This is a genomic window from Halopseudomonas salina (assembly GCF_008641105.1).
On record NZ_VTTI01000004.1, the window covers coordinates 265,167 to 285,374 of the forward strand.

Annotated in this window: 20 protein-coding genes; 12 read left to right on the forward strand and 8 right to left on the reverse strand. The window is 58.2% G+C overall.

Going from position 1 to position 20,208, the window contains the following annotated elements:
- Position 1 precedes the first annotated feature (1 nt).
- The 3 genes from pyrH to rpsB all read right to left on the reverse strand — a co-directional run bounded on the left by pyrH (position 2) and on the right by rpsB (position 2,690).
- Positions 2-736 carry a UMP kinase gene (gene pyrH / locus FZF01_RS08640; protein WP_150277744.1) on the reverse strand — a complete coding sequence of 245 codons (735 nt, stop codon included), beginning with the start codon at positions 734-736 and terminating at the stop codon, positions 2-4.
- A gap of 201 nt (positions 737-937) precedes the next feature.
- Complete coding sequence (gene tsf / locus FZF01_RS08645) at positions 938-1,807, reverse strand: translation elongation factor Ts (protein ID WP_150277745.1); 870 nt, start codon at positions 1,805-1,807, stop codon at positions 938-940.
- A gap of 136 nt (positions 1,808-1,943) precedes the next feature.
- Positions 1,944-2,690, reverse strand: coding sequence for a 30S ribosomal protein S2 (gene rpsB / locus FZF01_RS08650; protein ID WP_150277746.1), 747 nt, complete (start codon positions 2,688-2,690; stop codon positions 1,944-1,946).
- A 287-nt stretch (positions 2,691-2,977) separates the two neighbouring features.
- Here rpsB and map point away from each other — a divergent pair, with 287 nt between their 5' ends.
- From map to dapD, 5 genes are read left to right on the forward strand one after another with little or no spacing between them, the layout of a single operon-like run.
- A complete protein-coding gene (gene map, locus FZF01_RS08655; RefSeq protein WP_150277747.1) occupies positions 2,978-3,766 on the forward strand; it encodes a type I methionyl aminopeptidase in 789 nt (262 codons plus the stop codon).
- 20 nt (positions 3,767-3,786) lie between these two features.
- The gene (locus FZF01_RS08660) at positions 3,787-6,486 is read left to right on the forward strand and encodes a [protein-PII] uridylyltransferase (RefSeq protein ID WP_150277748.1); all 2,700 of its coding nucleotides are present in this window, start codon (positions 3,787-3,789) and stop codon (positions 6,484-6,486) included.
- A gap of 12 nt (positions 6,487-6,498) precedes the next feature.
- Complete coding sequence (dapC, locus tag FZF01_RS08665; RefSeq protein WP_150277749.1) at positions 6,499-7,695, forward strand: succinyldiaminopimelate transaminase; 1,197 nt, start codon at positions 6,499-6,501, stop codon at positions 7,693-7,695.
- Complete coding sequence (locus FZF01_RS08670; protein ID WP_150277750.1) at positions 7,692-8,036, forward strand: ArsC family reductase; 345 nt, start codon at positions 7,692-7,694, stop codon at positions 8,034-8,036. Before dapC ends, FZF01_RS08670 begins: the two co-directional genes overlap by 4 nt.
- Positions 8,037-8,068: 32 nt before the next feature.
- Positions 8,069-9,103 carry a 2,3,4,5-tetrahydropyridine-2,6-dicarboxylate N-succinyltransferase gene (gene dapD / locus FZF01_RS08675; protein WP_150277751.1) on the forward strand — a complete coding sequence of 345 codons (1,035 nt, stop codon included), beginning with the start codon at positions 8,069-8,071 and terminating at the stop codon, positions 9,101-9,103.
- Between the two features lie 278 nt (positions 9,104-9,381).
- Here the strand turns inward: dapD and tcdA are convergent, their stop codons facing one another.
- Positions 9,382-10,194: a tRNA cyclic N6-threonylcarbamoyladenosine(37) synthase TcdA gene (gene tcdA / locus FZF01_RS08680; protein WP_150277752.1), complete on the reverse strand. Its 813-nt coding sequence runs from the start codon at positions 10,192-10,194 to the stop codon at positions 9,382-9,384.
- A 114-nt stretch (positions 10,195-10,308) separates the two neighbouring features.
- Here tcdA and FZF01_RS08685 point away from each other — a divergent pair, with 114 nt between their 5' ends.
- The 7 genes from FZF01_RS08685 (at position 10,309) to trxC (ending at position 15,370) form a co-directional block, all read left to right on the forward strand.
- On the forward strand, positions 10,309-11,031 hold the full coding sequence (locus FZF01_RS08685) for a spermidine synthase (protein WP_150277753.1): 723 nt from the start codon (positions 10,309-10,311) through the stop codon (positions 11,029-11,031).
- Complete coding sequence (gene rlmF, locus FZF01_RS08690; protein ID WP_150277754.1) at positions 11,031-11,981, forward strand: 23S rRNA (adenine(1618)-N(6))-methyltransferase RlmF; 951 nt, start codon at positions 11,031-11,033, stop codon at positions 11,979-11,981. Before FZF01_RS08685 ends, rlmF begins: the two co-directional genes overlap by 1 nt.
- 96 nt (positions 11,982-12,077) lie before the next feature.
- A complete protein-coding gene (gene dapE / locus FZF01_RS08695; RefSeq protein WP_150277755.1) occupies positions 12,078-13,214 on the forward strand; it encodes a succinyl-diaminopimelate desuccinylase in 1,137 nt (378 codons plus the stop codon).
- Positions 13,214-14,017, forward strand: a complete 804-nt coding sequence (locus tag FZF01_RS08700) for a putative RNA methyltransferase (protein WP_150277756.1) — start codon at positions 13,214-13,216, stop codon at positions 14,015-14,017. The genes dapE and FZF01_RS08700 overlap by 1 nt, the downstream gene beginning before the upstream one ends.
- 11 nt (positions 14,018-14,028) lie before the next feature.
- Positions 14,029-14,415, forward strand: a complete 387-nt coding sequence (locus tag FZF01_RS08705; RefSeq protein WP_150277757.1) for a hypothetical protein — start codon at positions 14,029-14,031, stop codon at positions 14,413-14,415.
- Between the two features lie 7 nt (positions 14,416-14,422).
- Positions 14,423-14,881 carry an ion channel gene (locus FZF01_RS08710; RefSeq protein WP_150277758.1) on the forward strand — a complete coding sequence of 153 codons (459 nt, stop codon included), beginning with the start codon at positions 14,423-14,425 and terminating at the stop codon, positions 14,879-14,881.
- Positions 14,882-14,935: 54 nt separating this feature from the next.
- Positions 14,936-15,370, forward strand: a complete 435-nt coding sequence (gene trxC / locus FZF01_RS08715) for a thioredoxin TrxC (RefSeq protein WP_150277759.1) — start codon at positions 14,936-14,938, stop codon at positions 15,368-15,370.
- Positions 15,371-15,460: 90 nt separating this feature from the next.
- On the opposite strand, the gene FZF01_RS08720 is transcribed toward trxC, so the two are convergent.
- The 4 genes from FZF01_RS08720 to FZF01_RS08735 are packed head-to-tail and all read right to left on the reverse strand — an operon-like array spanning position 15,461 to position 19,980.
- Positions 15,461-16,444 carry a DUF4340 domain-containing protein gene (locus FZF01_RS08720; RefSeq protein ID WP_150277760.1) on the reverse strand — a complete coding sequence of 328 codons (984 nt, stop codon included), beginning with the start codon at positions 16,442-16,444 and terminating at the stop codon, positions 15,461-15,463.
- Positions 16,445-16,456: 12 nt separating this feature from the next.
- Positions 16,457-18,301, reverse strand: coding sequence for a GldG family protein (locus FZF01_RS08725; RefSeq protein WP_150277761.1), 1,845 nt, complete (start codon positions 18,299-18,301; stop codon positions 16,457-16,459).
- 18 nt (positions 18,302-18,319) lie between these two features.
- The gene (locus FZF01_RS08730; RefSeq protein WP_150277762.1) at positions 18,320-19,054 is read right to left on the reverse strand and encodes an ABC transporter permease; all 735 of its coding nucleotides are present in this window, start codon (positions 19,052-19,054) and stop codon (positions 18,320-18,322) included.
- Positions 19,051-19,980 carry an ABC transporter ATP-binding protein gene (locus FZF01_RS08735; protein ID WP_150277763.1) on the reverse strand — a complete coding sequence of 310 codons (930 nt, stop codon included), beginning with the start codon at positions 19,978-19,980 and terminating at the stop codon, positions 19,051-19,053. The genes FZF01_RS08730 and FZF01_RS08735 overlap by 4 nt, the downstream gene beginning before the upstream one ends.
- Positions 19,981-20,208 lie beyond the last annotated feature (228 nt).

The window sequence follows — 20,208 nt, forward strand, 5'->3', positions numbered from 1 at the left end:
ATCAACCCTCGATCAATGTCCCTTCGGCGCTACCTACCACCGCATTGAGCAGCGCACCGGGTTTGTTCATGTTAAATACCCGCAGGGGCATCTTGTGATCGCGTATCAGACAGATCGCGGTCAGGTCCATTACGCCAAGCTTGAGGTCCAGGACCTGATCGTAGGTCAGACTGTCAAACCGCTCGGCATTGGGGTCCTTCATCGGGTCGGCGTTATACACCCCGTCCACTTTGGTAGCCTTGAGCACCAGATCGGCATCAACCTCGATACCCCGCAGGCAAGCTGCTGTATCCGTGGTAAAAAAGGGATTGCCCGTACCTGCGGAGAATATTACCACGTCCCCACCGGCAAGATAGCGCATCGCCTTGCGGCGGTCGTAATGCTCGGTCACACCTTCCATTGTAATAGCGGACATGACGCGGGTCTGAATGTTGGATCTCTCCAGCGAGTCACGCATGGCCAGAGCGTTCATCACAGTAGCGAGCATACCCATGTGATCGCCGGTAACGCGGTCCATGCCCGCCGCGTGCAAGGCAGCGCCCCGGAAGAGATTACCGCCACCGATGACCAGTCCGATCTGCACACCGATACCGATTAACTGGCCGATTTCAAGTGACATCCGATCCAGCACCTTGGGGTCGATACCAAAACCCTCGGTGCCCATCAGGGCCTCACCGCTTAGCTTGAGTAGAATTCGTTTGTACTTGGGCTGGCGACTACTGGGTACCTGGGCCATCTGGACTCTCCTGCTGGGAATGGCGAAACGCTCAACAAGTTACAACCGGAACAACCTGGCAAATTTTCTGACGGTGCCGGTTACCACTTGTTCAGAGTTTCCTAAAAAAGAGGCTTCACGCCTGCGCGGGAAGCCTCTATTTGAAACTGTATTACAGGCCACCTCGCGGGTGGCCCGTCATGCGCCGTTCCAATCGCATGTTCACTGTTTGGTCGCCGCGACCTGTGCGGCTACTTCGGAAGCGAAATCGACTTCAGCGCGCTCGATGCCCTCACCCACTTCATAGCGTACGAAGTCGATAATCTCGGCGCCGGCCTTCTTCGCCAACTCACCGACCTTGACGTCAGGATCCTTGATGAAGGGCTGCTCGACCAGGCTGGCTTCGGACAAAAACTTGTTGATACGGCCTTTGACCATGTTCTCAACAATATTCTCCGGCTTGCCGGCAATTTTCTCGGCATTAAGCGCCAGGAAGATTTCCTTTTCCTTGGCTACGGCGTCATCGGAGACCTGGGTCGGATCCAGAAACTGCGGATTGCTGGCAGCCACGTGCATGGCGATATCCTTGGCCAACTCTGCGTTACCACCCTTCAGAGTGACCAGTACACCAATACGGTGACCGTGCAGATAAGCGCCGATCACATCGCCTTCAACGCGGGTCAGGCGACGAATATTGACGTTCTCACCGCACTTGGCGATCAATGCCTCGCGGGCAGCTTCCTGATCGGCAATCAGCGGCGCAGCGTCGGAATAGCCAGCTGCGATCGCTTTGTCCAGACTCTCGCCAACAAAGTTCTTGAAGTCATCCTGCAGAGCCAGAAAGTCGGTCTGGGAATTGACTTCGATGATCACGCCGCTCTTGCCGTCATCGGCTACCTTGGCAGCGATGGCGCCTTCGGCGGCGATGTTGCCAGCCTTCTTGGCAGCCTTGATGGCACCGGCGGAGCGCATGTCGTCGATCGCTTTTTCGATATCGCCACCAGCGGCTTCCAGGGCTTTTTTACAATCCATCATGCCCTGGCCGGTGCGCTCGCGCAGTTCCTTGACCATAGCTGCAGAAATCTGTGACATGGGTTGTTCCTCTAGCTTGCTTGATTTGAGGCTGCCTGTTCATTGGCTGGCAGCCGTATCATGTTGCTTTCACTATATTGCAAAAAGGGGGCATGGCCCCCTTTTCGTTACGGCGTCAAACGGCCAATAAACATCCTTAGCCCTGCGTAGCCTCGGCAGCGGCCGGAGCGGCCTCTTCGACAAACTCGTCGCCGGCGCCACCGTTGTTCTTGCCACTCAGTACGGCATCAGCCATGGCAGCAGCGTAAAGCTTGATGGCGCGGATCGCGTCATCGTTGCCGGGGATGACGTAATCGACGCCGTCCGGGCTGCTATTGGTATCCACAATGCCGATAACCGGGATGCCCAGCTTGTTGGCTTCAGTGATGGCAATGCGCTCGTGCTCGACATCGATAACAAACATCGCGTCAGGCAGGCCGCCCATATCCTTGATACCGCCCAGACTACGGTCCAGCTTTTCCAGGTCGCGAGTACGCATCAGCGCCTCTTTCTTGGTCAGCTTGGTGAAGGTGCCGTCTTCAGCCTGGATTTCAAGATCACGCAGACGCTTGATAGAGGCGCGGATGGTCTTGTAGTTGGTGAGCATGCCGCCCAACCAGCGATGGTCGACGTAGGGCATGCCGGCGCGGGTTGCTTCTTCAGCAATGATTTTGCTGGCAGCGCGCTTGGTGCCGACGAAAAGAACCTTGTTCTTGCCGGATGCCAGCTTCTCTACGAAGGTCAGGGCATCGTGGAACATCGGCATGGTTTTTTCGAGGTTGATGATGTGAATCTTGTTACGAGCGCCGAAAATGTACTTGCCCATTTTCGGGTTCCAGTAACGGGTCTGGTGGCCGAAGTGCGCACCGGCCTTCAGCATATCGCGCATAGATACTTGAGTCATGACAGCTCCAATGTATTTCGGGTTGAGCCTCCACGCATCCCAGTGTCCAACCCCGGAGGGCACCCAGGACACCGTGTCGATACGTGTGTGGTTTCAGTTTTAGCCTGATGATCTTTGTTCAGGCGCGGCGCTTTATACCATACAACCGGAAACAGATAAAGGCGCAGATGCCCGGCGGTCACGCCCGGCAGCCCTCAACAGCGCGCAGCATGTCTGTTAAACTGCGCGATTGATTACCGCGTCAGCCGGCGTGACAACCGACAGCGCCCAAACGAGAGAATCCCGCAATGACCGTTACCATCAAGACCCCGGAAGATATCGCTGGCATGCGCGTAGCCGGACGCCTGGCGGCTGAGGTGCTGGAAATGATCGGTGAGCATGTCAAACCCGGCGTTACCACCGAAGAACTGGACCGCATCTGCCACGACTATATTGTCAATGTGCAAAAGGCCATCCCGGCTCCACTCAACTACGGCGGCGCACCCGGCCGCATTCCGTTCCCGAAATCGATCTGCACTTCGATCAACCACGTAGTGTGTCACGGCATCCCGAACGAAAAGCAGCTCAAGAGCGGCGACGCCCTGAATATCGATGTTACCGTCATCAAGGATGGCTATCACGGCGACACCAGCAAGATGTTTCTGGTCGGCGAAACACCCGAATGGGTTCAGCGCCTTGCACGGGTGACCCAGGAATGCATGTACAAGGGTATTGAAGTGGTTCGCCCTGGCGCGCGCCTGGGGGATATCGGCCACGTGATCCAGGAGCACGCCCACGCCAATCATTTCAGCGTGGTCCGCGAATATTGCGGCCATGGCATCGGCAAGGTCTTCCACGAGGACCCGCAGGTGCTGCATTACGGCCGTCCCGGTACCGGGATGGAGCTCAAGGAAGGCATGACCTTCACCATCGAGCCAATGATCAATCAGGGCCGGCACGAAACCCGCCTGCTCGGCGATGGCTGGACTGCGATTACCAAGGACCGCAAGCTTTCCGCCCAATGGGAACACACCATCCTGGTAACCGCGGACGGTTATGAGGTACTCACACGTCGCCAGGAAGAGACCTTCCAGTAAACGACAATCGGGGTAGTCCTGTGGATAACGAATTGTTCGACCCGGGCCAGTTTCAGGCTGAACTGGCATTGAAGAGCAGCCCTGTAGGCGCATTCAAAAAGGTCATTCGCAATGCGGATACGGTTTTGCGGGCACGCTTTGAAAGCGGTCGCGATATTCACCAACTGATCCACGAGCGCGCCTGGTTCACCGACCAGATATTGCGCAAGGCGTGGTCGATCCAGGCTACTACTGACACGCCAGGTATTGCGCTGCTGGCGGTAGGCGGTTATGGACGTGGCGAACTGCATCCACACTCGGATATCGACCTGCTGATTCTGCTGCGCGAAAGCAATACCGATGCCTATCGCGATTCGATTGAACAGTTTCTCATGCTGCTCTGGGACATCGGCCTAGAGGTCGGCCAAAGTGTGCGCTCGATCAGCGAATGCCAGGATGAGGCGCGCAACGACATCACTGTGATCACCAACCTGATGGAGTCACGCACCCTCTCTGGAGACGAAAGCCTGCGCCAGGCGATGATCGAGGCGCTCAGCGCCAAGCACATGTGGACCGACGCCGAGTTCTTTCGAGCCAAACGGGCAGAACAACAGCGACGCCACGCCAAGTTCAACGATACCGAATACAACCTTGAGCCCAACGTTAAAAGCTCACCCGGCGGCCTGCGCGACATCCAGACCATCGGCTGGGTGGCACTGCGGCATTTCGGCACCAACGATCTGCGCGAGCTTGTCGACAGGGGATTTCTCAACGAACCGGAGTACGGCATTCTCACGGCAGGCAGGGCTTTTCTCTGGCAGGTGCGATTCGCCCTGCACAATCTGGCTGGGCGGGCGGAAGACCGGCTGCTATTTGACTACCAGCGCACTCTGGCCAAACAGCTGGGCTATGAAGATAACGACAGCAAGCTAGCAGTCGAACGTTTCATGCAGAAGTACTACCGGATCGTAATGTCCCTGTCAGAACTCAACGATCTGCTTATGCAGCATTTCGAGGAGATACTGCTGCGCGATGCCGAAACGACCGAAATCGAACCATTGAACTCGCGATTCCAGATACGCAACCACTATATTGAAGTAACGCACCCCGAGGTATTCAAACGCACCCCTTTTGCCCTTTTGGAAATTTTCCTGTTGATGGCGCAGAACCCTGAGATCCGCGGTGTGCGCGCCGACAGCATTCGTCTGCTGCGCGACCATAGGCGCCTGATCGACGATGCCTTCCGTGCCGACATTCGCAATACCAGTCTGTTCGTCGAGCTCTTCCGCTGCAAAGAAGGCATTCACCGCAATCTGCGCCGCATGAACCGTTACGGCATTCTCGGCCGCTATCTGCCCGAGTTCGGCAAGATTGTCGGCCAGATGCAGCATGATCTGTTCCACATCTACACCGTCGATGCCCATACACTCAATCTGATCAAGCACTTGCGCAAGCTGAATCAGCCCGAGTATCAGGAAAAGTACCCCCTGGCCTGGCGTATCTTCTGTCGGCTGCCTAAACCTGACCTGCTCTATATGGCGGGCCTCTACCACGATATCGCCAAGGGCCGCGGTGGCGATCACTCGGAACTCGGCGCGGTGGACGCAATGGCGTTCTGTCAGCGTCACCAGCTGCCGGCCTGGGACTCGCACCTGATCAGCTGGCTGGTGGAAAACCATCTGATCATGTCGACTACCGCCCAGCGCAAGGACATTTCCGACCCGCAGGTGATCCACGACTTTGCCGTGCACATCGGCAATCAGGTGCGGCTGGACTACCTGTATGTACTGACTATCGCCGACATCAATGCGACCAACCCGACGCTATGGAATTCCTGGCGTGCATCCCTGCTGCGTCAGCTCTATACCGAAACCAAGCGCGCCCTGCGCCGCGGCCTGGAAAACCCACCGGATCGCGAGGAGCACGTACGCCAGACGCAGCATGCGGCCCTCGACATTCTGGTGCGCAGTGGCGTCGAGGAAGAGGACGCCGAAGAACTCTGGGAGCAGTTGGGCGAGGATTACTTCCTGCGCCACACCGCCAGCGACGTCGCCTGGCATACCGAGGCCATTGTCCAGCATCCTGACCGTAACGGGCCGTTGGTGCTGATCAAGGAAACTGCCCAGCGCGAGTTCGAGGGTGCCACGCAGATATTCATTTACACCCCCGAGCAACACGACCTCTTTGCCGTGACCGTGGCGGCGATGGACCAGCTCAACCTGAGCATTCAGGATGCGCGCATCATTACCTCGACCAACCGCTTCAGCCTGGACACCTACATTGTGCTGGACGCCGATGGCAGCTCGATCGGCGACAGCCCCGAGCGCATTCGCCAGATCAAGCATGATCTGATCGAGGCCCTGGCCGACCCAGATGCCTACCCCTCGATTATCCAGCGCCTGGTACCGCGCCAGCTCAAGCACTTCTCTTTTGCGCCCGAGGTAACCATCTTCAATGCCCCGGAGCGCCAGCATACGATTCTCGAGCTCAGCGCACCGGACCGGCCGGGACTGCTCGCACGAATGGGTCGCATTCTGCTGGACTTTGACATCAACGTGCAGAACGCCAAGATCGTCACCCTGGGCGAGCGCGTGGATGACGTGTTTGTGATAACCGATGCAAACAATCAGGCCCTGTCTGATCCGGAGCTGTGTCGCCGACTACAAAACACCATCGTGGAAACGCTCGGCAACTCCAGTGGCCAGGCGCAACCCTCCATGCCCAGCCAGATCCTGATCTGAGGAAGACATATAATGAATACCGATCTGGACCGCTTGCAGCCTTATCCCTTTGAAAAGCTGCGCGCATTGATCGCAGATGTGACGCCCAACCCCGGGCTGCGCCCGATTGCGCTCTCGATTGGTGAGCCCAAGCATCCCTCACCGCCCTTTGTGCTGCAGACACTGGCTGACAATCTGGACAAGGCAGCAGTCTACCCAACAACTCTGGGTATCACGGAGCTGCGCCAGGGCATTGCCGACTGGCTCAAGCGTCGCTTCCAGCTCACGCATGTAGACCCTGCAACACAGATAATCCCGGTCAACGGCACCCGCGAGGCGCTGTTTTCCTTCACTCAGGCGATGGTCAGGCGCGATCCTGAAGGCCTGGTCGTCAGTCCCAATCCGTTCTACCAGATCTACGAAGGAGCAGCCTTTCTCGCCGGAGTGGAGCCCCATTACCTTGCCTGTGACGCGGGCAATGGCTTTGTACCCGATTTCGACAAGGTGCCTGAGTCGATCTGGCAGCGCTGCCAGGTCCTGTTCATCTGCACACCCGGCAACCCAACCGGCGCCGTAATGCCACTCGCCACGCTGCAGAAACTGATCAAGCTGGCAGACCTGCACGACTTCTTTATCGCTTCGGATGAATGCTACAGCGAGATTCATGCCCCCGGGGCAATCGGCCCGGTCGGACTACTCCAGGCCTGCGCGGCAATGGGCAGGGATGATTACGCACGCTGCGTGGTGTTCCACAGCCTGTCAAAGCGCTCCAACCTGCCAGGTCTGCGCTCGGGCTTTGTCGCCGGCGACGCCAACCTGCTACGGCCCTATCTGACATACCGTACCTATCACGGCTGCGCAATGCCGATTCAGAGCCAAATGGCCAGTCTTGCCGCCTGGGGGGACGAAGACCATGTGGTCGAAAATCGCCGCCAATATCAGGCAAAATTTGATGCAGTGCTGGATATACTGAATGGCGTGATGGACGTCGAACGACCGGACGCCGGCTTTTACCTTTGGCCACGAACATTGATCGATGACTGCGAGTTTACCCGGCGCCTACTCGCTGAGCAGAATGTGGCTGTGGTACCCGGCAGTTTCCTTTCCCGGGAAATTGACGGGTATAATCCCGGCGCTGGACGAGTTCGCATGGCGCTCGTAGCCCCGCTCGCCGACTGTATCGAGGCGGCGCAGCGCATCCGTCAGTTCATCGAGGACCTGGAAAAATGATCACCCTCTACGGCATCAAGGCCTGCGATACGATGAAAAAGGCTCGCGCCTGGCTGGATGAAAAGGGCGTGAGTTATCAGTTTCATGACTACAAGAAAGACGGCATCGACACTGAAAGGCTGGCCGCCTGGTGCGCAGAGCATGGTTGGGAGACCATCCTCAACCGTCAGGGTACAACCTATCGCAAGCTGAGTGACGACGAAAAAAGCGATATCGATACGGAAAAGGCTATCGCCCTGATGCAGCTCAATCCGTCAATGATCAAGAGACCGGTACTCGATATCGGTTCGAAGCGTCTGGTGGGTTTCAAGCCCGACCTCTATGCCGCCGAATTCGAATGACCCATGCACCAACAGAATCCAAGGAATAACGAATGAGCGAATGTTTCAGCCTGGCCTTTGGTATCGGTACCCAGAACACTGCAGGTGAATGGCTCGAGGTTTACTACCCCCAGCCGCTGCTCAACCCCGAGCCGGCAATGGTCAAGGTAGTAGCCGAGGTGCTTGGTTACAGCGGTGGCAATCAGGCCATCGACCTGACCGCCAGCCAGTGCAGCGCGCTCGCCGACGCTTTGAAGAAAGCTGACTTCGCCGAAGCGGGAGCGTTGGTCAGCCAACTTGAGGGCAGCAGCCGTCCGCTGGTTGCCACCGTACTGGAAACCGACGCTGCACCAGTTTCTACACCTGAGGCCTACCTCAAACTGCATCTGCTGTCGCACCGCCTGGTCAAACCCCACGGCGTAGTGCTGGCCGGCATATTCCCGTTGCTGCCCAATGTCGCCTGGACCAACCAGGGCGCCATCGACATTAACGAGCTACCCCAGCGTCAACTCGCCGCTCGTATGGCAGGCCAGATGCTCAATGTATTGAGCATCGACAAGTTCCCCTCGATGACGGACTACGTGGTGCCTACCGGCGTACGTATCGCCAATACCGCACGTGTGCGTCTAGGCGCCTATGTCGGCGAGGGTACAACGGTGATGCATGAAGGCTTTATCAACTTCAATGCCGGCACTGCGGGCACCAGCATGGTCGAAGGCCGTATCTCCGCTGGCGTATTCGTTGGCAAGGGTTCCGACCTGGGTGGCGGCTGCTCGACCATGGGTACCCTGTCGGGCGGCGGCAATATCGTCATTTCCATCGGCGAGGGCTGCCTGATCGGTGCCAACGCCGGTATCGGTATTCCCCTGGGTGACCGCTGCACCATCGAGGCAGGTCTGTACATCACCGCCGGTATCAAGGTTGCACTACTGGATGACGCCGACAACCTGGTGGAAATCGTCAAGGCCCGCGATCTGGCCAGCCAGCCGGACCTGCTGTTCCGCCGTAATTCCCAGACCGGCTCGATCGAGTGCAAGACCAACAAGAGTTCGATCCAGTTGAACGAGATGCTGCACGCGCATAACTGAGAGCGGCAAGCTTCAAGCTACAAGCCGCAAGTTGACCGAGTGTGCTGCACGCACCGTGAAAAGACCCGCTCCGAATTGTCGGGCGGGCTTTTTTATTCGAGGGCTGCAAGCCTCAAGCCGCAAGCTACAAGCTGATCGCGTTACCTAACCCCTCAGTGCATGAAAAAACACTCTGCTCTTTCTCGGGGGTTTTGTTTTTGACTTTGGTGTCTAGCTTCTGGCTTGTGGCTTGTGGCTTGTGGCTTGCCGCTTGAGGCTTGTAGCTTGCGGCTTGCGGCTCAGCGCTTGCGGCTGAGAATCCGGTCAACCAGCCTCGCCGCAACCACCAGCCCGAAAGTCCCGGTAACCATCGATACCGCGCCGAGACCGCCTTCACAGTCGAGTTTGACCGAGTCACCAGCAAAGCTTTTCTCGTGGCATACGCTGCCATCCGGCGCGGGGTAGCGCAGCTGTTCGGTGGAGTAGACGCACGGAACGCCAAAGCTGCGTTTGCTGCCCGCTTTGGGGAAATTATGATTGCGCCGCAGCTGGGAGCGCGCCTTGGCAGCCAACGGGTCATTGGTGGTTCTGGACAGATCGGATACGGTAACCTGGGTCGGGTCGATCTGGCCTGCAGCGCCGCCGGCCGTCACAATGGGGATGCGCCTGCGCCGACACCAGGCAATCAATTCCACCTTGGACTTCACGCTATCGATACAATCGGCGACCCCGTCCAGGTCCTCGGTGATGTAGTCAGGCAGCGTACGGTCGGTGACAAAATCCATCACCGCCCGCACATCACAATCAGGATTAATCGCCCTGAGGCGCTCGGCCATCACCTCGACCTTGGGCCGGCCAATCTGACCGGTCATCGCTGGTAGCTGACGATTGGTATTGGTCTGGCAAACCTCGTCCAGATCGATCAGGGTAATACGGCCGATCCCCGTACGTCCCAATGCCTCAGCAGCCCATGAGCCCACCCCGCCGATGCCGACCACGGCAATATGAGTGCGCCGCAGTTGCTCGAACGCCTCACGCCCATACAGCCGCGCTATCCCGCCAAAGCGCGGGTCGTCGGTGGTCGGGTCAGCTATCGCGATATCTTTGGCCATGGGCACCTCTGAAAAAATACCGGAAGATTATAACCCACCAGACTCGACCCGGCTCAAACCCTCAGGACCCTCAGGTGTTAAGATAGCGGCCGCCACTATTCGTCTGGAGCTCCCATGGGCCTGTTGTTTGAAGAAATCGATATCCAGCCTTCGGCCATCGGTGAGATTTCCCTGCGAAGACGCCGCATACCGGCACTCGGCGACCGGGACATCTACGAGGTCAAGCTCGGCGAAGAGTTTCTGATGTCGAGCATGTTCTACGAGGCCGAGATCGCCCTCGCCGATCTGGGTCTGGCTGCATTAGCGGGGGCAAATCTGGATGTCGTCATCGGTGGCCTCGGGCTCGGCTATACCGCTGTTGCAGCACTGCAGGACAAGCGCGTCAGCGAACTGCTGATCGTTGATTATCTGGATACGGTTATCCGCTGGCACCAGGAGGAGAAGGTCCCCCTCGGCAAGGAGCTCAACGCAGACCCACGCAGCCGCTATGTGCACGGCAGCTTCTTCGATCTCGCCGTCGAGGCGGGCGCGGGGTTCGATCCGCAGCAGCCAGGCAGGCTATTCGATGCGATACTGCTGGATATCGACCATTCACCACGCGCCTTGCTGCACCACTCCAATGCCAGCTTCTACACGGTCGACAATCTCCGCGCAATGAGCCGCCAATTGAGAACCGGTGGCGTATTTGCACTCTGGTCACAGGACCCGCCGGACGCCGAGTTCATGCAGGTGATGGAGGCGGTATTTCACAGTAGCACTGCCCATGTAGTCCCTTTCTTCAATCCGTTCCAGAACGGTGAAGCCACCAATACCATCTATGTTGGAGTCAAAGCCTGATGCCCTTCCACCCCCGCAACAAGCACAAGGGGCATTACAACCTTGGCACCCTGGCGGCCGCCAATCCGGCGCTCAAGCCATTGATTATTCCCGGCAAGACCGGGGAGCGCACGCTGGACTTCAGCAAAGCAGAGGCTGTCCTTGAACTCAACCGGGCGCTGCTGGCTACCCAGTACGGGATACAGAAGTGGGACATACCCGCGGGTTACCTGTGCCCACCGATACCGGGTCGCGCCGATTACCTGCACACCCTGGCCGACCTGCTGGGCGACAGCCACGACGGTCAGATACCCACGGGCCCGACCCTGGTGGGACTGGACATCGGCACCGGAGCCAATCTGGTCTATCCGCTGATCGGTCAGCATGAATATCAGTGGCGTTTTGTCGGCAGCGACATTGATCAGAAGGCATTGGACAATGCCAAACGCATTCTCACTGATAATCCCAAGGTGCAACCGCATATAAGCCTGCGCCACCAGTCCCATCCCGACAGCATTTTCCGGGGCGTTATCGAGCTGGATGAACGGTTCGACTTTACCCTCTGCAATCCGCCATTTCACCCAAGCGCAGGCGCGGCCAAGGATGCCAATCGGCAAAAATGGCAAAAACTCAACAAGGGCAAGGCGCTGGATGACAACCCGGGCCTGAATTTCGGCGGACAGAGCACCGAGCTGATCTGCAATGGTGGAGAAAGCGGATTTCTGGCCCGCATGATCACCGAAAGCGCCGGACTGGCGCAGCAGGTATTCTGGTTCAGCAGTCTGGTATCCAAGGCTGCCAATGTAGCCGCGCTGGAGAAGCAACTGCGCGAACTGGGCGCGACAGACGTCCGTGCCCTGGACATGGCCCAGGGGGAAAAACACAGCAGACTCCTGGCCTGGACCTTCCTCGACAAGAAGCAGCGCCGGGCCTGGCGCAAGGCGCGCTGGCCACAACCACACAAAGTTTGAAGCTCTGCCCGGGCCGGAGCAGCAGGCGTCTGGAGATGAGGTTTCCGACGCCAGTCTGCTATCATGGCGCGGTAATTCAGCCACTGCGAAATCACCATGACCGAGCTCTCCCCGACCCTGACCCTCGCCTGCGATCTGATCGCCCGCAACTCGACCACGCCCGATGACGCTGGCTGCCAGCAGCTGATGGGCGAGCGCCTGTCTGCATGCGGATTCAAACTCGAGTCCATGCGTTTTGGTGAGGTAGACAATCTTTGGGCCCGTCGGGGTACCGAGGGCCCAGTCCTGTGCTTTGCCGGCCACACCGACGTGGTACCCACCGGACCCATAGAGCGTTGGGATAACCCGCCGTTCTCGCCGGTGGTGCGCGACGGCATGCTCCACGGGCGCGGCGCAGCTGACATGAAAGGCAGCCTGGCGGCAATGATTGTTGCCGTGGAACGCTTTATTGCTGACGCTCCAGACCATAAGGGCTCCATCGCTTTTCTGATCACCAGCGACGAAGAAGGGCCGGCCACTGAAGGCACGGTCAAAGTCGTGGAAACCCTGGTTGAGCGCGGCGAAAAGGTCGACTGGTGCATTGTCGGTGAGCCCTCCAGCACCGAGCTGGTTGGCGACGTAGTCAAAAATGGCCGCCGCGGCTCACTCAATGCCCGGCTGACCATCAAGGGCAAGCAGGGGCACGTAGCCTATCCGCATCTGGCACGCAATCCGATTCATCTGGCAGCACCTGCGTTGGCGGCGCTGGCGGCGGAAAACTGGGATGCTGGCAATGCCTTTTTTCCACCGACCAGCTTCCAGGTATCCAACATCAATGCGGGCACCGGCGCGACAAACGTCGTCCCCGGCGAACTGGTTGCGCTAATCAACTTCCGTTTTTCCACCGAGTCCACCGCTGAAGGTCTTCAGCAACGTGTACGCGATTTGCTTGACCAGCATGGGCTGGACTATGAGCTGGACTGGACGCTTTCCGGCCTGCCCTTTCTGACTGAGCCCGGCGCGCTGCTTGATGGCGTCAGCGCGGCAATTCGGAAGGTGACCGGCCGTGAGACGCAACCCTCCACCACCGGCGGAACTTCCGACGGACGCTTTATCGCGACAATGGGCACCCAGGTCGTGGAGCTCGGACCGATCAATGCAACCATCCACCAGTTGAACGAGCACGTCAGTGCCAACGACCTGGATACGCTTACCGAGATTTACCAGGCCACCATGGAGCAGCTGCTAACCTGATGCTCCCGCTAATCTGTCCACTTTGCCAAGAAGCCCTGCAACCAGACAACAAGAGCTGGTCATGCTCGAACAACCACAGTTACGACCAGGCACGCCAGGGGTATCTCAACCTGTTGCTGGTGCAATACAAGAACAGCCGGCAGCCCGGTGATACGCCAACCATGCTCGCCTACCGGCAGGCTTTTCTGGATGCCGGCCACTACCAACCGGTGAGCGATCGAATCAATGAATTGCTTGCCCTTGGTAATCCTGCCGCCCTGCTGGATATGGGTTGCGGTGAGGGCTACTACACCGCGCGCCTCAAGCAGGCCATTGCCGGCTGCGCAATCGGCGGCCTGGATATAAGCAAGGATGCGATCATCAAGGCCTGTCGCCGTTCTCGCGACATCCAGTGGCTGGTCGGTTCTACTGCCAGACTGCCAGTACCCGATGCCAGTCTGGATGCGGCCCTCTGTGTCTTCAGCCCCTGGTCCTGGGATGAATGCCTGCGCTGTCTCAAGCCCGGGGGCCAGGTACTGCTGGTTGGCCCCCATGCCGATCACCTGCTGAGTCTGCGCACCGCACTCTATGACAGCGTGCACCACACACCAGAACTGATAAAGTCCCTGCCCGAGGGGTTGGCAATCGTCAACGATCAGACCCTGCGCTATGCTCTGGATCTGACATCAGCCGACCTGGCCAATCTGATTGGCATGACGCCCCATGGTTTTCGCAGCAGTCCGGAGCGTCAGCGGGCTGTAATCGAGAAGGGCCTGGGCGGCCTGGAAGTGGCCATGCGACTGGTCCTGCTGCAACGCTCCTGAGGAGACACTAAGTGCGCCAACCCGATATTGAGATCTACGTACGTGAAGAAAACCTGGATGCACTGACCACCTGGCTGGGGCAGGAGCTCGGCAGTCTCGAGCTCAAGCCCTGGAACGAACTTGTACGGCGCGGCACCCTGACCTGCGGTGAACACCGGATTCCGCTGATGATAGTGCGCAAGGCCGCCGGCAAATGGGCCAGCGTCTGGTTTGACAGCGCACACACACCCTGGGAGTCGGATCTGGACTGCGCCCGTGCGGTTTATCTGGGGCTGCAGGAAGAAGTCCGCTGTTCAGTGGGTGGCTGGTCGGAGGAAGAGGACGATCCTGATGCCGATCGCTGGATCAAGATCAACGCCAGTGGTGAGGTGGAGTTTACCTGGCAAATCAAGGCCTGACCCTGTGATGCAGGAGCATCTAGTCGTGATTGGCGGCACCCTGGCGTTGGCCATGCTGTCGATGCTGATCCACTACGAGGCATCTTTTTACCTGCGACTTGTCCTTGAAAGCCGCAAGTCGCTGTCTCGCCGCGCCCGCATCATGACCTTGACCAGTGGCCTGTTCTGCTCCCACGTGGCCCAGATATGGCTATTTGGCGCAGGGGCCTGGGTGATAATCAAGCTGTTCGATTACACCGGCACCCTTGGCGGGATCCCGCATATCCAATTTCTGGATTATGTTTACCTCTCGGCTGCCAGCTACACAACAGTGGGCTACGGGGATATCTTTCCCCTCGGACACATTCGCTTCCTGTTCGGCACCGAATCGCTGGTCGGATTCATGCTGCTGACCTGGACGGCGTCTCTGACCTTCGTAGAAATTCGCACGCATTGGCAGGATCTGGAAAATAGTGACAGCCGTTGAATCCCGGCACCAAGGCCCCATATCAGAGTCAGACCCTTTTTCGAGGAACATGCCATGTCGCAGCTGATGATCGTTGCCTGTCCCCATTGCCACCGCAAAAACCGAATTGAGGCAGCCAGACTCGACGAGTCACCCCGTTGCGGAGTCTGCAAAGCGGCCCTCTTCATGGGTGAGCCTGTGGACCTGGACTCTGGCAGCTTCAACTCGCACGCCGGCTCTGATCTGCCATTGGTAGTCGATTTCTGGGCCCCATGGTGTGGCCCCTGCCGTCAGTTTGCACCTACATTCGCCAAGGCAGCCGGCGAACTTGAGCCACGGGTTCGTCTGGCCAAGGTCAACACCGAAGAGCAGCAAGCACTGGCGTCACGCTTCGGCATCCGCAGTATTCCAACCTTATTGATCATGCGCGGCGGAAAAGAGCTGGCCCGGGTTGCTGGTGCCATGCCACCCGGGCAATTCATCCAGTGGGTCAACCAACAACTGGGCTGAACCCAGCGACCAGAAATGCACAAGCCCGCCGGATATGAATCGCGGCGGGCTTGTTTTTTCGCAGTCACAGTTGCTTGGGAAGCGTTGCAGTTACTCGGACGTTTCACCACGAATGATATCGGAACGACGTTTGAGCAGGTCCTCGACCTGGGCAACGCCCAGCTGGAACGCCCAGCGATTATCAGCATTCACGTCTAGGTTGCTATCCTCTGGTTGTTCAAAATCATCTATGGTCAGCCAGTAGCGCCCCGCAATGTCGTAGAGGCTGGCCGCGATTTCGGCCCCCTGCCAGGTGCTCACCTGCATCCGCAATACAGGTGCTTCGAGCTCCAGTGTGCCACGCAGCGCCACATCCTGGGCGTTGAGACCAGTCAAAGCGAGAACCATGCTGTTGATCCACCGCTCGCTCCCCTGCTGCTCTGCCAGATCCAGGCCTGCCAGATGGAAGTTGTAATCACCTTCCTTGCCTTTCTCAAGTTCCAGGACCTCGCCATCTGCATGTTCCCAGCGTGCCGTGGCCGCCGATTCCATCGGAATGCGCACGACCTTGAGGTCCAGCCATTGCTGGGGATTCAATGTCATGCCAAAGGGCCGATTGATCAACCACACCTGGTCCTCATCTGCAAAACGGACCAATTGACCACTGCCCACAGGGTTGCCGAACAATAGGGCCGTCTGGTCTGCGCCGGCATTCAGCTGCAACCTGAGGGGCGGCGCCTCGGGCGCCTCTGAAGCCAGGCCAAGGCGTGCATGATATTGCGGGTCAGCGGTTTGCTTCTCGGTCACCCGCGCACCACGCACCGCGTGCAGGAGCGCAGCGACACGTTCCGGCTGAGCAGGAAATCCATCCCGACTGACGACACCCCAGGCGCCCTCCACGCGCTCCAATACAACCTGATCTGCGCCGCGACTCAGGCTGATAGCGTCCAGCTCGCCAAGCGCGTTCAGCTGCCCCTCAGACAGCAAGGATCGGCTCTGCAGGTCTTCGACGCGATCGTCAGCCTGGCGCTGCAGGGCGACAACAACCAACAGCACGGTTATCACCGCCAGAATCGCAACAAATTTGATCTTCATACCAGAGACTCCTTAAGCCGACTTGCGACGCAAGCGGCGAATGAGCCACCAGAGCAGAATGCCCAGGGTGAGCAGGGCCGGCACCAGCGCTATGTTGATCACCTTCAACCAGGTACCCAACTGCTCGATATCGGCATTGAGCTGAAAACGTACATCACGCAATTGCTTGCGAATTGCCAGCTTCTCATCCAGGAACCGTTGCACGGCATCCTGCTGTTCGGCACTCATTTCCACCATCTGCGAAGGATCCTGGCCCTGCTGCAATTCTGCCAGCCGCTGCTCAGTCTCGGCCAGCTGCTGCTGCAGACGCTGTTCGCTGGCGCGGTAACGGCGCTCTGCGGCCCTTTGCAGATTCTCTACAACGGTAAACGGACGAGTGGAATCGCCACGCGAGCGCACGCTGATCAGCGCCTCGGAGCCAGACAGATTGTCGAGCGCGTTAATTACCAACCCGCCATTGTCAGCCCAGGGCTGCGGCACCCGCTCACCGAAGAAATCCTGCACCTGAACCCACATGCGGTCAGTCAAAAGATCGGTGTCCGCAATGACCATCACATTGATGTTTTCAGCTGACTGGATTGCCGGCTTGCTACCATCGAATCCCTCAGGATAGGCACTGACTGCCGGCCCCTGGAGACGGGCAGCAAGGTGGTAGGTGTCCTGATCCGGCTGGAAACCATCGAGCAATACTTCCGGATCCTGCATCCCGGTAAAGGCACTGCTGGCGATCAGTGCGCTGTTGGCGGTGCTGGAAAACAGCGGTGTGAACTGCGTCTGCGCGCCCTCGATCGGCGCCAGCGCGCCAGCGGTGGCGACTGTCAGCAGGCTTAGCGGCGCAGTAACGGTGTCATCCTGGTTGATCTGGGCCTGCTCGATTTCGAGCCAGCCGATGTGGCGAGCGGGCAATTGCCCCTGACCACGCCCCACTGACATACCCAGCCGGGCATCCAGCACGACCTTTTCAGCATCGAAAGACACGCCCCAATTGCTCAACAATGGCGACAGATCCGACGACTTGCCGTCGGCCATCGCATCCATCATCGCTTCCTGACTCTGATCGGCTTCAGCGAGCGGATCGATGAAAGCCAGCAACTTGCCACCGCGCAGAACAAACTGATCAACCGCGTTCAGTGCCTGTTCTGTAAGCGCCTTGGGATGCACGAGCATCAGAACGTCGATATCGGCGGGCACCTCGGTAATATCATGTTGAAGGTTATTGACCTCGAACAACTGGCGTATCTGTTCGAATACCACCCAGGGCGCCGCGGGTTGACCGGTCATAGGATTCATACCGCCGCTCAGGGGCAAGCCGCTGATCAGACCTACCTGGGCCTTTTCAGGCTGCGCCAGGCTGTTGATCAGGCGGCTCAGTTCGTACTCGAGCAAACCTTCCTGCTCCAGTGCAAAGAAAGGAATGACCTCTCGCTCGCCAAGGGTATTACTACCCGCCAGGCCGAAGTACAGCTTCTCTCCGCTCTGCGGCAAAGGTATAGCCTGCAGACCGAATTCGGCGGCGCGGTCCTCGGCCTCAGAGAAGGGTTGCGGATCAATGATCTGCAGATCGATCTTATCCCCCGCGACACGCTCATATTCCTGCAGCAGCTCTTCTACACGGCGCGCATAGTTGCGCAGCACAACCATGTCCTTGCTCGCGCTGTCGGAAAAGAAGAAATACAGGGTAACTGGCTCCTCGAGTCCGGTCAGGATTTCACGGGTACCATCGGAAATGGTGTACAGCTTCTGTTCGGTCAGATCGATACGCGCGCCCGGGAGCAGCGTATTGGAGGCCATGTTGAAGGCGACAAAGGCCAACAGCAGGACCAGCAGGCCGGTGCCTGAATACATCAAACGTTTCATTATTATGTCTCCTTCGCCTCAATCGGCCTTTTTCAGGTCGATGACAATCGCGGTAGCCAGCAACCACACAGCCATCAGCGAAATGAAATACAACAGGTCACGCAGATCCAGAACGCCCTTGCTGATGGCATCGAAACGAATCAGGAAGCTGAGTGAGGCGATAGCATCAAGCAACCACTGTGGTGCCCATCCGCTGAACAGATCGAGCCACAGGGAGAATCCGCTGACGATAAAGATAAAGCAGGCAACAACACTGACGATAAAGGCGATCACCTGGTTCTTGGTCAGCGCCGACATGCACGAGCCGATGGCCAGATAGCCGCCTGCCAGCAGCCAGCTACCCAGGTAGCCAGTGAAGATCGCACCGTTGTCAGGCGAGCCCAGGTAGTTGACGGTAATGATGATCGGAAAGGTCAGCAGCAGCGCCAGGCCGATGAACACCCAGGCCGCGAGGAACTTGCCCAGGACCATGTCGGTACGCGAAACCGGCAAGGTCATCAGCAATTCGATAGTGCCGGATTTACGCTCCTCAGCCCAGAGCCGCATGGCCACTGCCGGCACCAGAAACAGGTAAAGCCAGGGGTGGAAGTTGAAGAACGCGTTCAGATCAGCCTGGCCACTCTCGTAAAAACCACCGAGATAGAAGGTGAAGACCGCAGCCAGCACCAGAAAGATCACGATAAAGATATAAGCCAGCGGGGTGGCAAAATAGCTGCCCAGCTCGCGTTTGAAGATCACTCCAAGATTTTTCATGCTGCTTCCTCCGCAGTCAGACGACGGAAGACTTCGTCCAGCCGGCCGCGCTCGACCGACAGCTCACGCACCGGCCAGGCATGATCCTGGGCATATTGACCCACTACGGGGAAAATCACCTCGCCAGGCTTGGCAATAACGGTCAGCAGGTGTCCGTCTGGACGCACTTCGATTTCCTGCACACCGGGCAAGCCCAGCAACGGCTGACTGTCCACCGGTTGCTCCAGAGCAACAGTAACAGCCTGGTGATAGCGCGAACGGGCCTCAAGCTGCTCCGGCGTACCATCGGCCAACAGGCGACCATGGGCAATCACCACGGCTCGGGTACAGACCGCGCTGACTTCTTCCAGAATGTGTGTGGAGATCACCACGATCTTGTTGCTGCCTTCGGCGAGCTGCTTGATCAGCTTGCGTACCTGATACTTCTGGTTCGGGTCCAGACCGTCGGTGGGCTCGTCAAGAATCAGGATGCTGGGGTCATGCAGAATCGCCTGGGCCAGGCCTACGCGACGCTTGAAACCCTTGGACAGCGTCTCGATGCTCTGGCTCATTACTGCACCCAGCTCCAGTTGCTCGGCCGCCCAGGCTACGCGTTTGTGCTTTTCCGCACCGCTGAAACCACGCACCTCGGCAATGAACTCAAGGAAGCGTTTTACCCGCATATCACCGTAACAGGGCGCACCTTCCGGCAAATATCCCATCTGTTGCTGGGCTTGCAGGGTCTGGGTCTGGATATCAAATCCGCCAACGGAGGCTGAGCCGCCATCGGGGGTAAGAAATCCGGTGAGCATTTTCATCGTGGTCGATTTTCCGGCACCGTTTGGCCCCAGAAACCCCAGTACTTCCCCCGGACTGACGTCAAAGGACAAATTATCCACGGCAACATGGTCGCCAAAGCGTTTGGTCAGGCTGTTTATCTTTATCATGGCCTCTTCCGTTATCCCCAAAAAAACAGATGCGCCGCAAACAGGCGGACAATGCAGTGCGCAAGGATACATTGATTGGTGTCAAAGCGGGGCAGGCATTGGACGGGCAAGGACGATCAGACACCAATGGAGTCGATACGCCGAGGCAGCGTTCCCGCTCTACCGGCTAGCAGCAAGGAATGAATCAGCGCTCAAGGCATGGACTATATGAACCCGCCGGGTATATTT